Below are 11,737 nucleotides of genomic sequence, written 5' to 3' on the forward strand. Positions count from 1 at the left end.
AGGAGCGCCTCCCTGCCATCCTGACCGGCGTCGGAAGCTGAGCCAGTCGCGCATCTTCCTCAGCACTCCTGGCGAAGCCTGTGGCGGGCGGGATCAGATATCGGACGCGGGCAGCGTCTGCCTCCACGACGGGTTGGGGTTCGGCCCGTTCCTCGCTATAGGCGACCCGTCGTTCCCGCTCGATCGTGAAGCCGAGCGCAACGCCCGCCCGCTCCCAAAGCTTCGCCAGCTGCTTGCGCCTCTCGGCAATCCCGGCCCACCGCCTGGAAAGGCTTTCTTCCACCCCGGCTGCGGCAAGCGAAAGATGATCGAGACCGCGGCGTCGCGCAAAATCTTGCGCCTGGGCGCAATAACCGGCCTCGCTCTCAAAATCGAGCGTCGTCGTTTTGGCGCCGGAGCGCGACAGGCGCTCTACCAACTGCTTGAACAGGTCAGGCCGATGGCTTTCCTGCTCGATGCGTTGCCGGCGTTCTTCGCTGGTTTCGATCCGTTTGGCGGTCCAGACGTTGCGGTCGACCTCTCTTTCCTCGAACCGCTTCTGGCCGGTTTGCTCGTCGACGACCGGGACCTTGATCGTGACCCGCTCCACTCCGTCCTTGCGCAGGGTCACCGTGTCGCCTTCCGACACGCCGCCCTCCTCCAACGCCTTCGGCAGGCTGACGCCCCAAAGGCGATGGATGGTTCCGTCATCCGTCCTGACGTCAGCATAGGGGCTATCATCGGCATCTTCATCGCTGGGCCGGAACTTGGCTTGTCCTGTTTCCACGAGCGCGCCGGTGACGCCGGCGGCATGATCGACATGCGGCTTCCGTCCCCATTCCGGCTTCGCCTCAAAATCTTCCTTTGCCGCATAAAGATCGGCGCGGTCGCGATGCCGGGTCATCGACACATAGGTCAGGTGCTGGTCCATCATGCCGGTGGCAAGCACGAAGGTCCGGTCGACGGTGGCACCTTGTGATTTGTGGATGGTCGCGGCGTAGCCATGATCAACGTTGCGATAGCTGTCCTCGCTGATGACGACATCACGGCCATTGTCGAGACGCACCGAAAGCAGTTTGTCGCCGGTGGAAACGACCGTGCCGAGCATGCCGTTCTTGACATGTTGCGGACCAAGACGGGGAGCACGTGGCTCGATGAAGCGGGCATTCTCCAGGAAGATGATGCGGTCACCGGCGGCGAAGTCCCGCGCGCCGCGTTCGGTCCGGAAGGTGCGGTTCTCACTGAGCGCGCCCTCTTGCGACATCACCGATCGCAGCGCCTCGTTCAGACGCTTTACGTCCTCGTTGGTGTGGGCGAGTACGAGCAGCTCGTCGCCGCGAAGACGACCATCATTGCCTTGGCGGACAGACGTTTCGATTGCCAGTTTGCGCGCTTCGCTCCAGTCGCCAACAATCCGCGCGATGACTTCGTCCCGTGTCCCAGCCTCGACCAGGTGGCCATGTCGGGCATAAGCGTCGAGGCCTTGTTCGACCTCTCCACGGGCAAAAAGCCGTGACGCCTCGCGCGCCCATTGCTGGCGCTGGCGGCGCACGCCGGCAAGTTCGGCAAAACCGATGCGTTCGGTGATTGCCCGGAACGCCGCACCCGCCTGGATCGGTTGGAGCTGCATCCCATCGCCGACCAGCACGACTTTCGCCTCCGCTTGCTCGGCGATGTCAAGCACGCGGGCCATCTGCTGCGACGACACCATGCCGGCCTCGTCGATGACAAGCACGTTGCCGCGTTCGAGCAACTCGCGTCCGCTGGCCCAGGTCAGTTCCCAGGCGGCCAGTGTCCGCGACCTGATGCCGGAACTGTCTTCCAGCCCTTCGGCGGCTTTGCCGGCAAGGGCCGCACCAATCACCCGGCGGCCATCACTTTCCCAGGCGACGCGGGCTGCGGCAAGCAAGGTCGACTTGCCGGCGCCGGCAAGGCCGACGACGGCGGCAATGCCATTGTCCCGCGTGACATGACGGACGGCGTCGACCTGCTCCGGATCGAGATGGAAGGATTTTTGGGGATCCCGGGTCTCGACGTTGCTGATCGCGGCTGCAACCACCCGATCGGAAACGGCGAAACCCCGGTGTTCTGACAAGACCTGCGCCGACCGCGCCATATCATATTCGCTGCGAAGGATCTCGCGCGTGGTGAAGATGGCGGGTTCGCTCGCCTTCCCCGTTTCGGCATCGATCTGCTGTGGCTTCAGCATGATGAGATCGTCCGACGCCATCAGCCGCCCGCGGATATTGGCGAAGACGGCGGGATCGTCGACGTGACGATGCAGCGCCTTGGCGATGTCGCGCTCATCGAAGGTGGAGCGTTCATTGCTCAACTGCTTCAGCAGGAGCGTAGGATCTGCCAGCAGCCGGTCGGCCATCTCCTGGCGACGGGCAAGATCGGCCGGCGCAAAATGAAGCTCCCTGCCCTTACGGACCAACGCCGCTTTCTCGGGACCGAGATGTGTTTGCGCGATGCCATCAAGGCCCTGTTCGGCATAGGAGCGGCCGTCGAGCCGGACCTCATGGCCGGCAAGCGCCAGATGCCGGTTGGCAGTGTCCGCCCAGGCGATCTTCCACGCTTTCATGGTTTCCTTATCGCCGGCCCAGAGCCTGTAGACGATCCTGCCCTTTGGGCGGTCCGGCGTAACGACCCGCAACGGAGCGCCATCGTCGCCGGTCACCGCTACCTTCTTCTGCCCGAACCCCTCCTCCGTCAGCGGTCTCAGCGTGGTCATCAGATGGATATGCGGGTTGCCGTCCCTGTCGTGATAAACCCAATCCGCGACCATTCCCTTCGACGTGAAATTGTCTCGCACGAATTCGCGCACCAGCGCGATGTTCTCGGCCCGCGTCAGTTCCTCTGGCAGCGCGATGATAAGCTCACGCGCCAGCTGCGCGTCTGCCCGTTTCTCAAAGGCGTCGACCGCATTCCAGAGCGCCTCGCTGGCGCCGGCAACGGAACGGCCGTCGATCGCCGTCCGCAGCCAGGTCGGCATCTGGTCCGGCAGGGCCAGTTCCTCATGAACGAGTTCGGAGGCCCCGCCCCTGTAGCTGAAGGACGTACCGGCCTGTTCGTCCATCATCCGGGTGCGATGACGATAGGCGGCGGCCGAGACGATGCTGCGTCCCGCTCCCCGGCTGATCACCTGCGCTCTGACGAACATGATCGCCACTGCCGTCTCCTGATCATCCGAGCACGTCGCGATAGCGACGTATATTGCGCCCTCAAACCGATCGGACCGAAGGGCCGATGCCGCTTCTCTGGAAGGCGGCCATCGGCCGAAATTCCGTCTGCGACGTTTTGGGTTTTTGCAAAATAGTCTATTTTACTATCGTCTTCTAGATAGTATAATCATCGTCGTAATGACCGCGCCAAATAGGGAAGGAAATAGGAATGGCCGTAAAATCATCGATTTCTGATCTCGATGCACAGATGGAGAAGCTGCGAGAACGTCGACGAAACCTGATAGTTAAATCGGCCGAGCGGTTTGCCCGCGCAGCCACAAAGTCAGGGCTGGCGGAAAAGGAGATCGCTGATGAGGAAGTCGAGCGGATCTTCGAAGAGATCGCCGCTCGATTTCGCAAAGAGGAAAAGAAAGGGGCTAGTGGCCCATCTCCTCAAATGCGTCGACCAGCAGTTGGTGGTGCTGGATCGACGTCGGAGGATTCACATGACGGCTGACCGCAAGAAAGAAGCACGCGAGAAATTCCTGCTCGGCGGCATCGTCGTGAAGGCTGGCCTATCAAAGGTCGACCGGGCGTTTCTGCTCGGTGGCCTCATCGAATTGGCGAGGGTAATAGCGGGATCGGCCGAACATAGGCGGTTGCGCGATATCGGCAGAGAGGCGTTCAAGGCTCCTTCGCTCGATCCTTCTTCGCCGCGCGTCGAGGAGAACGCCGGATGGCGCTGAAGGGTCGATTGCATCCGAGCCTACTGCTGGTCTTCGTACCGATCGCCGTGACTGCGATCACCGTCTACATCACCGGATGGCGATGGACGGCACTGGCCCACGGCCTATCCGGCAAGACCGAATATTGGTTCCTGCGAGCGGCACCCGTGCCGGCGCTCCTGTCCGGGCCACTCGCAGGACTTCTGACCGTCTGGGCGTTGCCGCTGCATCGCCGGCGGCCGATCGCCATCGCCAGCTTCTTGTGCTTTCTCGTCGTCACCGGATTTTATACGTTGCGCGAATATGGCCGCCTCGTCCCATCGGTGGAGCGCGGCGTCGTCACATGGAACCAGGCGCTTTCCTACTTGGATTTCATTGCTGTCATCGGCGCCCTGGCGGGTTTTATGGCCGTGGCAGTCGCTGCCCGGATCTCCGTCGTCGTGCCCGAGGCAGTCAAACGGGCAAGGGGCGGAACCTTTGGCGATGCAGATTGGCTCTCAATGGCGGCGGCGGCAAAGCTCTTTCCGCGCGACGGTGAGATTGTCGTCGGCGAGCGCTACCGCGTCGACAAGGAAACCGTCCACGAAGCGCCCTTCGATCCGAAGGATCGCAGCACGTGGGGACAAGGCGGCCAGGCGCCACTCCTCACCTACAACCAAGATTTCGATTCCACCCATATGCTGTTCTTTGCCGGATCGGGTGGATACAAGACGACCAGCAACGTCCTGCCGACCGCACTGCGTTATACCGGCCCTTTGATCTGCCTCGATCCTTCCACCGAGGTCGCGCCGATGGTGGTCGAGCATCGCACCCGCATTCTCGGGCGCGAGGTCATGGTGCTCGATCCCGCCAACCCGATCATGGGCTTCAATGTCCTCGACGGAATCGAGCATTCGAAGCGAAAAGAGGAGGACATCGTCGGCATCGCCCACATGCTTCTATCCGAAAGCCTGCGTTTTGAATCCTCGACTGGCTCCTACTTCCAGAACCAGGCGCACAATCTCCTGACCGGACTGCTCGCCCACGTCATGCTGTCGCCGGAATGTTCCGGCCGGCGGAATCTACGCAGTCTGCGCCAGATCGTTTCCGAGCCGGAACCCTCCGTGCTCGCGATGCTGCGCGACATTCAGGAACACTCCGAAACTGCCTTTATCCGCGAAACGCTCGGCGTCTTCACCAACATGACCGAGCAAACCTTTTCGGGTGTCTATTCGACGGCGTCGAAGGATACGCAATGGCTCTCATTGGATAGTTACGCCGCGCTCGTCTGCGGCAACGCCTTCAGGTCGAGCGATATCGTCACCGGCAAGACGGACGTATTCCTCAATATCCCGGCGTCGATCCTGCGCTCCTATCCGGGCATCGGGCGCGTGATCATCGGCTCTCTGATCAACGCCATGGTCCAGGCCGATGGCGGCTTCAGCCGCCGAGCGCTCTTCATGCTCGATGAGGTCGATCTGCTCGGCTATATGCGGGTGCTGGAAGAGGCGCGCGATCGCGGTCGCAAGTACGGCATCAGCATGATGCTGCTCTACCAATCGGTCGGACAGCTGGAACGGCACTTCGGGAAGGATGGCGCGACGTCATGGATCGATGGCTGCGCCTTCGCCTCCTACGCGGCGATCAAGGCGCTCGATACGGCGCGCAATGTTTCGGCGCAATGCGGGGAAATGACGGTTGAAGTACAGGGGCGTTCGCGCAACATCGGCTGGGACACGAAAGGCGGCGGCACGCGCAAATCCGAGAGCGTCAATTTCCAGCGCCGGCCGCTGATCATGCCGCACGAGATCACCCAGTCGATGCGCAAGGACGAACAGATCATCATCGTCCCGGGCCATAGCCCGATCCGTTGCGGCCGGGCGATCTATTTCCGACGGAAGGATATGGACGCGCAAGCAAAGGCCAATCGCTTCGTGCGGAGGTGACTTTCCCACGCGCTCCGGAGCGCCGCCGGAGTTGCCTCGGGCGGACGTCTGCGATAAGCGCCTTTGCACGCCGCTCCCGCATGGAAGGCGCCAAGGATTTCTGAGGAACCGAGAAGAGCATGGCCGCTGAAAACGACGAATACATCTATGACGAAGTGACAGGCGAATGGCGTCCGGCTTCGGAGATGGCAGCATCCGCGAGTGGCGGTGAGACGGTCGCTCGAGACGCAAGCGGCAATGTTCTTGCCGATGGTGACTCCGTCACCGTCATCAAGGATTTGAAGGTCAAGGGAGCCGGCCAGACGGTGAAACAGGGCACCCTCATCAGGTCGATCCGCCTCACTGATAACCCCGAGGAGATCGATTGCCGCCATGATGGAATCAAGGGCCTCGTTCTACGCACCGAGTTCGTGCGCAAACGCTAATTCGAGTTCTCAGGGCTTGCTCAGCGGAATCGGCTGACCTCGGTGGCCGACTTGCGGCGACGGATGAATTCGCGCAGCAGCGGCAGGAAGAAGGCCTTGCTGAAGCGCCCGGTTGGCGCCTCAGGCTCAAGATAGAATGAATTTCCGACGATGTCGGTATTGAACTCATCGAAGATGATCCAAAGCCTGCGATCGGCATCGAGGCCGGCGCGGCGCTTTTCGATAGCTGGCACTTCCACGGCAAACCGCGACGCCTCCGGCTGCTTGGTGGTGATGGGAAAGAAGAGAACCAGATCACCATCGGGCCGCGGCATTCTCGCGCCGACGGCCACCGGCCGTTCCTTGCGTCCTTCCGTCTCTCCACGCCCAGCCTCTCTCGCCCATAGATAAGGATAGTGTATGACGCTTGCGGTCTGGATCAGCTCGTAGTTCATGAGCGGCCTGCCTCGTCCTCGCCGGCATAGGCCTCGACGGCGTTTTCGAACTCGGCAAAAAGTTCATCGGACATCGTTTCGATGGTCCCGATGGTGCGCCGATCCGACTGCTTCATCAGCCGTTGGTAGTCTTCGATATTGAGGAGGACCAGTCGGGGTTTATTCCGCTGGGTGATGGTCACTGGGTGGCGCAGGGCCTCGGCGATGATGTCGCCAGACTTGCGGGAGAGGTCGCTGGTTGAATAGGAACCGCTTGACTTAGGCATGTGGGTTTCCCTGTTGCTGTATTTGTTGTAATATACAGCATTTCCAACAATGCTGCAAATTTGCTCGTTTGAGGCGTTGCGGCCTTGCCCGGAAGATAGCTGTGTGTGTCCCGCCATTGCCGCTCAGCTCACTGGCTGCGGCCATCGCCAATTAGAGGCGGCCGTCGTCCGCCGCCTCTCAGCATCTGAAGCGCCTTTACCACGAATGGCGCGCACCGCATGAACGGGGATGCCAGTTGCCAGCGTGATATCCTTAATAATCGATGCCAGTGAACCGAATTCTTCGTCGGTCAACCCAACCAATGTCGGAAACCGGACCTCGCCCCCCCTCATCCGCCGTCAAAGCGTTGATCCAGTCGCCGCCGTTGATGCGGTACTCGTGTGTGTCGAAATCAATTTCTAGCTCGTCCAGCAAATTGATGGTGAAGCGCCCGAAATTCTCGTTCTCGCCCTGCATCTGATATTCGGCGAATTCATCCTCTCCGGTGAGAACACGTCGTTCCAATGCCATCATTACCTGGATCCGCGCGATTGCCGCATCGAGCCCCAACCAGGCGGTCGCGAAGTTCTTGCGAGAAACCGCTGTCGCAGCCGAAGCTGTTTGCGACGACGACGAGCCGAAAACCGGCAAGCTTGCCGTAGAGCATGAGGTTCTGATCGGTTGTCATAATGTGATCTCCTTCTTGATGATGGAGATCGGCCACTCCCTGGCAACGAGGGGTCAAGGACGGGTTGCGACCGTTTCCGGCGTCAGCCGGCAGGGATGTCGAGGGGAACCCTCACAGGCAGACGGGCCGGTCGATCCGGCCTGGCTGCCTCGGTATTCAGTCAAGAAAGAGCTGCCTCACGGCAACTCCTCCCCGGGCTGTTTTGCAAGTTCGCCGCGCGCTGCTTCCAGCTCCGCCTCGATGCGGTGGCGCTCCTCCGCGGTCGGTGCTTCTCGGGCTTCAAGGCGCAGTTCCTCGATGGTGCATTCGATGTTGAATGCGTTCTCGTTCGTCATCGTCATCTCCTTGTTGACGTGGAAGATGACGCCGGCGGTCGTGAGGATCGGGTTGGGTCAAGGTTCGCGTCGGCGACCGGCGGCGCCGGCGCGCGGAGGTGCCGCTTTTGTCAGAGCGGAGGGAACCGCAGCGGAGGCAAAATTGGAGGGGCCGCGTGACCTTGAGACGGCACGGTCCTCGCGGCAAACTTGGTGATCTGAGCAGACAATCTACGTTTCGTTTGGCACCGAAAAACAGGCGGCAGGCAAAGCCGGCCGCCTCAGGAGTGTCACTGTGGAAGCCGGCCCCGACCGCTCGGAGCCGACTAATCGTCATTCAGTTCGGGTTGTTCCAGAGGATAACCTTGCGGTTCGGCTCGCCGCCAGGGGCTTGTGCGAGGTTGCCGAAGATCACGCCGATCTCCGGAGCCTCCAGCTTGACGGAGAGGTATTCCTCGCCGGTCAGGCGGGCGATCCGGTTCCAGCCCGCGCCGATCTCGAAGCCAGTCTTGCGGTGGATGATGCGGTAGTCGGGGGATTCATCGCTCCCCTTGTTGACGTTCGGGACGATGGCGATCGGGGCGTTGACCCGGATGGTGGCAAAGAAGCCTTCGAAGCTGCCGTCGGTCTTTGCGGTGAGGGTTGCGATCGTGGTGGCCATGGTATTGTCTCCTTCGGTTGCTCGGGACCATTCCCGATGGCGCCCGAAGAAGGGGCCGAGCCGCAGGCGTCACCGGAGCGCCAGCGCAGGGAAACCCCTTGCGGGTTGACGCTGATGGCGGCCGGTCCCTTAGAAAGGCGGCATGAAGAACGGGAATGGCCCCGGAATGCAACTGACGGACGCAGACCATTATGGTCGCCCGGTCCCGGCTGCGTGGTAGCGTGCACGGGTGCTTGAAATGCCTCGCCGGCATTAGGCGCAAAGACATCGCCCTGCTCACAGCCACAGCAAGCGAGAAACTCGTGCCAACTACCCCATGATACGTTGCCGCTCGGCGAAACAGACGCGCTGATCGCTCCGGCAGCTGCGGACCGTAGCGCAATCCGAGGTGGAGCTGCTCACTTACGGATCGAACATGTGATCCTGCGCCAACTTGCCCCGGCGCCTAATTGACGTATTCGACAGTATCCACCGGACCCTCAACCGGCGGCGCTCGGGCCACATCGAGCGATCGGAGTCGGCTTCGTCGAGCATTCTTCTCGACCCCCACACCAGGCTCAACGCATCACAAAACGGAATCCATCGGCTGCAAAGGATTCAAAACTCTCGTTGGACATGGTTGCTCTCCGAAGGAATGATTCCCAGCATGAGCTCAGTGTCGTTCCATCTCCATTGCCAGCGCATCGACGCCAGCCGCAACTTGGCGCGCTATTACATTCTCGCGATCCAACCGACCTTGTTTGGCGAAGCCGCTGTCGTGCGAAGCTGGGGGCGGATCGGCAAGCGTGGCGGCGAGAGGACCGACGTGTTCGGGACCGAACAAGAAGCCATGGCTCATTTTCTCGAACTTGCACGCCGAAAGCATCGAAAGGGCTACAGGCCCACCGGAGGCTGCGGTACTCCGGACGCTCGACACCGTGGCGCATATGGTGACGGCAGCGGTCATTGCCGATGCCGGTTATGTCCATGTTGTCGATCCGGCAAGAGTCCCCAATCCCAACTGGCTGCGCCCGGGCATCCCGGCCCGGGACAACAAGCCTTCGGAGACCACCTGCTTGGACGTCACCGGTTCATCGCAATTCGGAGCCCGGTCTCGCCGCATAGCTGGAACCTCATTCTTTTGGCAGGTGGCGCTACGGGCGCCTACGCCCTGGAGTTCCAGGAAGCCTTTGCTCTTGATACCCGGCTGCATCCCCCCACGAGATGAACGAGCCCTGATTGAGTCGCAGCAATATCATGGCCGCACTGGTCCCAAGCGCGCTGTTCCAGCAACGACATACTACCTAATTTGCGATAGTATAAACGCTGGAGTCCGTGCTACTGTTCGCACGTAATGGTCACCCAGTCCGACGATATGATCATGAGGGCGATGTGCGACAGTTTTCGATCGGCGAACAAGCTTTCGATGAAGACGCTTCGGAGCTTCGGGCTCGGCTCGAACAAGCTTACGCTGAGAGGCTTCGGCCACTTTGCCGATGCAAAGACCCGCCGCTTCCCATGTACATCGCGCGCGTCGACGGTCTCCATCTCATCAAGCGCATGCCGCTTTCGGGACGGGATCATGATCCGTCATGTCCGTCCTACGAACCGCCCTACGAATTATCTGGCCTGGGGTCTCTGATGGGCAACGCGATCCAGATCGACGCGAGTGGGAAAGCGCTCCTGAAGCTCGATTTTCCCCTGACTAAGAAAGGCGCTCGCACCCCATCAGCATCTTCGCCGGAGGCATCTGAGGCGGCTCTACGCAACGAGACAAAGAAACTCTCGTTGCGCGCCGTCCTGCACTATCTCTGGGAAGCGGGGGAACTGACGGAATGGCGCGCGTCGTGGACCGGCAAGCGCGGCTGGGGTCGGGTGCGGACAAGTCTCATCGATGCCGCCTCGCAGATGATCACACGCAGCGGACCGTTGAGCGACATCTTCTTCGTGCCGGAAGTGTTTCATCAGGAGGACCGGGAGGGAATAGCCATCCGCCGGGCGACAGCGTTGACTCCTGCGCATGCCTCCGGTCCCGGACCGCGAAAGCTGATGGTGAGCGTGGCGGAGATCAAGGCGTTCGCTCCGGCCCGCGGCGGCCAGAAAATCGCCGTTCGTCACCTTCCCTTCCCCTTGATGATCGAGGAGGGGACATGGAAGCGGTTGAGTGCCAGATACGAGACGGAGCTCGAGCTCTGGCGATCGAGCGAAGATTTCCATCTGATCATGATTGCCACCTTCGGGATATCAGGCGCGGGGATCGCTTCCATCGAGGAGATCGCCATGATGGTGGTCAACGAGAACTGGATTCCGTTCGAGAGCATCCATGAGCAACATCTGCTCGAACGGCTTTCAAGGCTGAAGCAAAAGAGCACAAAAGGCCTGCGCTTCAATCTCTCGCGAGAGCAACCCGTGGTCTCGGTCACCATGCCGGAACAACGGCCGGCTCCCGTCGCCTTGTTCATTGTGCCTCCAGGCGCCAGTGGGGATTACGAGAAAGCGCTGGCTGAGATGATCGAGGCGAGACCGGAAATCACAGCATGGGTCTGGCGTGTCGCTGAGGGGGAGATGCCGCAGCTTCCGTGACCGGTCGAGGAGAAATTTCTTGTTTCTATCGCGACGGCGGGACCTGATCATCAAGCATATTCTCTACGCCAACGGCACGGCAGATCGACTATCACCTGCCTGGGCAGGCAGGAGCCGGAAATGGTCTCGATGACGACCTCGGCCTTCCTTCACTCAGTGGTGAAGCGCATATGCGCCGAGCAGTGGATCGTGTCCGCGATCGAGATGCCGCACCCCGGCGGGCAAGGGTGCTCAGCTTCATGTTCCGTCACCATTCGCACGGCACGGGCAAAGACGGTCGATCTTTTGCACACCGTGTTGCGCAAGAAGCGCTTGAGAGGTTATTGGCCGCTGCAGTGATCGGCATCCGCGTCTCTCATGCTCAAGTGAAGGAAGAGACGGCTTACGCCGCCTCCTCCTCGTCGAGCTCCGGCTGCAAGGAATGCAGGTAATCGACGGCCCGCTGCGCATGGGCTGCCGCCGAGAAGATGGCGCGCTTGTCGTGGTGGAGAACCTTCAGCCAGCCATCGAGATAGCTTGCGTGGTCGGGGCGTGGTTCGAGCTCAGGCACGATGCCAAGATCGGCGCAGAGAAAGCAGCTGCCGAGTTCGGCAATCAGCTCTTCACGAGCGCTT

General features: G+C 61.0%; 12 protein-coding genes and 3 pseudogenes. 8 read left to right on the forward strand and 7 right to left on the reverse strand.

Annotation, left to right across the window (positions count from 1 at the left end; translation table 11 throughout):
- Nucleotides 1-3,151, reverse strand: a 3,151-nt coding sequence (gene traA / locus ELH03_RS37035; RefSeq protein ID WP_130807026.1) for a Ti-type conjugative transfer relaxase TraA, incomplete at its 3' end; no start/stop codon positions are given.
- 221 nt (nucleotides 3,152-3,372) lie between these two features.
- On the opposite strand from traA, the gene ELH03_RS37040 reads away from it, so the two are divergent.
- The 4 genes from ELH03_RS37040 to ELH03_RS37055 all read left to right on the forward strand — a co-directional run bounded on the left by ELH03_RS37040 (nucleotide 3,373) and on the right by ELH03_RS37055 (nucleotide 6,218).
- On the forward strand, nucleotides 3,373-3,660 hold the full coding sequence (locus tag ELH03_RS37040; protein WP_128401349.1) for a TraC family protein: 288 nt from the start codon (nucleotides 3,373-3,375) through the stop codon (nucleotides 3,658-3,660).
- The gene (locus ELH03_RS37045; protein WP_128401348.1) at nucleotides 3,650-3,889 is read left to right on the forward strand and encodes a conjugal transfer protein TraD; all 240 of its coding nucleotides are present in this window, start codon (nucleotides 3,650-3,652) and stop codon (nucleotides 3,887-3,889) included. Before ELH03_RS37040 ends, ELH03_RS37045 begins: the two co-directional genes overlap by 11 nt.
- A complete protein-coding gene (gene traG, locus ELH03_RS37050; protein WP_128410164.1) occupies nucleotides 3,880-5,793 on the forward strand; it encodes a Ti-type conjugative transfer system protein TraG in 1,914 nt (637 codons plus the stop codon). The genes ELH03_RS37045 and traG overlap by 10 nt, the downstream gene beginning before the upstream one ends.
- A gap of 119 nt (nucleotides 5,794-5,912) precedes the next feature.
- Nucleotides 5,913-6,218 carry an alkylphosphonate utilization protein gene (locus tag ELH03_RS37055; RefSeq protein ID WP_128401346.1) on the forward strand — a complete coding sequence of 102 codons (306 nt, stop codon included), beginning with the start codon at nucleotides 5,913-5,915 and terminating at the stop codon, nucleotides 6,216-6,218.
- A 20-nt stretch (nucleotides 6,219-6,238) separates the two neighbouring features.
- Here the strand turns inward: ELH03_RS37055 and ELH03_RS37060 are convergent, their stop codons facing one another.
- The 5 genes and pseudogenes from ELH03_RS37060 to ELH03_RS37075 form a co-directional block, all read right to left on the reverse strand.
- Complete coding sequence (locus ELH03_RS37060) at nucleotides 6,239-6,652, reverse strand: hypothetical protein (protein WP_128410165.1); 414 nt, start codon at nucleotides 6,650-6,652, stop codon at nucleotides 6,239-6,241.
- Nucleotides 6,649-6,918 (reverse strand): type II toxin-antitoxin system prevent-host-death family antitoxin, encoded by a 270-nt coding sequence (locus ELH03_RS37065; RefSeq protein ID WP_128401345.1) that lies wholly within the window; start codon nucleotides 6,916-6,918, stop codon nucleotides 6,649-6,651. The genes ELH03_RS37060 and ELH03_RS37065 overlap by 4 nt, the downstream gene beginning before the upstream one ends.
- 204 nt (nucleotides 6,919-7,122) lie before the next feature.
- Nucleotides 7,123-7,586 (reverse strand): annotated as a pseudogene (locus ELH03_RS37070) (hypothetical protein); the annotation flags it as partial.
- Between the two features lie 176 nt (nucleotides 7,587-7,762).
- Nucleotides 7,763-7,921: a hypothetical protein gene (locus tag ELH03_RS37735; protein WP_164902048.1), complete on the reverse strand. Its 159-nt coding sequence runs from the start codon at nucleotides 7,919-7,921 to the stop codon at nucleotides 7,763-7,765.
- Nucleotides 7,922-8,237: 316 nt separating this feature from the next.
- Complete coding sequence (locus tag ELH03_RS37075; protein ID WP_128401344.1) at nucleotides 8,238-8,561, reverse strand: DUF736 domain-containing protein; 324 nt, start codon at nucleotides 8,559-8,561, stop codon at nucleotides 8,238-8,240.
- A 634-nt stretch (nucleotides 8,562-9,195) separates the two neighbouring features.
- On the opposite strand from ELH03_RS37075, the pseudogene ELH03_RS37080 reads away from it, so the two are divergent.
- From ELH03_RS37080 to ELH03_RS37095, 4 genes and pseudogenes are all read left to right on the forward strand, one after another.
- Nucleotides 9,196-9,465 (forward strand): annotated as a pseudogene (locus ELH03_RS37080) (WGR domain-containing protein); the annotation flags it as partial.
- Nucleotides 9,434-9,768, forward strand: a pseudogene (locus ELH03_RS38450) (RES domain-containing protein); the annotation flags it as partial. The pseudogenes ELH03_RS37080 and ELH03_RS38450, both read left to right, overlap by 32 nt.
- 164 nt (nucleotides 9,769-9,932) lie before the next feature.
- Nucleotides 9,933-11,123 carry a DUF1173 domain-containing protein gene (locus ELH03_RS37090; RefSeq protein WP_130658409.1) on the forward strand — a complete coding sequence of 397 codons (1,191 nt, stop codon included), beginning with the start codon at nucleotides 9,933-9,935 and terminating at the stop codon, nucleotides 11,121-11,123.
- Nucleotides 11,124-11,243: 120 nt separating this feature from the next.
- Nucleotides 11,244-11,462, forward strand: coding sequence for a hypothetical protein (locus ELH03_RS37095; protein ID WP_128401342.1), 219 nt, complete (start codon nucleotides 11,244-11,246; stop codon nucleotides 11,460-11,462).
- Nucleotides 11,463-11,505: 43 nt separating this feature from the next.
- On the opposite strand, the gene ELH03_RS37100 is transcribed toward ELH03_RS37095, so the two are convergent.
- The coding region (locus tag ELH03_RS37100) for a zincin-like metallopeptidase domain-containing protein (protein WP_245511926.1) at nucleotides 11,506-11,737 on the reverse strand (232 nt) is incomplete at its 5' end.

It is taken from the genome of Rhizobium beringeri (assembly GCF_004306515.1).
In the GTDB taxonomy this organism is placed as follows: Bacteria; Pseudomonadota; Alphaproteobacteria; order Rhizobiales; family Rhizobiaceae; genus Rhizobium; species Rhizobium beringeri.

Coding starts and splice junctions, on each gene's coding strand:
- ELH03_RS37060 (WP_128410165.1), bottom strand. CDS start 6,652: ATGAACTACGAGCTGATCCAGACCGCAAGCGTCATACACTATCCTTAT.
- ELH03_RS37075 (WP_128401344.1), bottom strand. CDS start 8,561: ATGGCCACCACGATCGCAACCCTCACCGCAAAGACCGACGGCAGCTTC.
- ELH03_RS37095 (WP_128401342.1), top strand. CDS start 11,244: ATGGTCTCGATGACGACCTCGGCCTTCCTTCACTCAGTGGTGAAGCGC.
- traG (WP_128410164.1), top strand. CDS start 3,880: ATGGCGCTGAAGGGTCGATTGCATCCGAGCCTACTGCTGGTCTTCGTA.
- ELH03_RS37735 (WP_164902048.1), bottom strand. CDS start 7,921: ATGACGAACGAGAACGCATTCAACATCGAATGCACCATCGAGGAACTG.
- ELH03_RS37055 (WP_128401346.1), top strand. CDS start 5,913: ATGGCCGCTGAAAACGACGAATACATCTATGACGAAGTGACAGGCGAA.
- ELH03_RS37040 (WP_128401349.1), top strand. CDS start 3,373: ATGGCCGTAAAATCATCGATTTCTGATCTCGATGCACAGATGGAGAAG.
- ELH03_RS37065 (WP_128401345.1), bottom strand. CDS start 6,918: ATGCCTAAGTCAAGCGGTTCCTATTCAACCAGCGACCTCTCCCGCAAG.
- ELH03_RS37045 (WP_128401348.1), top strand. CDS start 3,650: ATGACGGCTGACCGCAAGAAAGAAGCACGCGAGAAATTCCTGCTCGGC.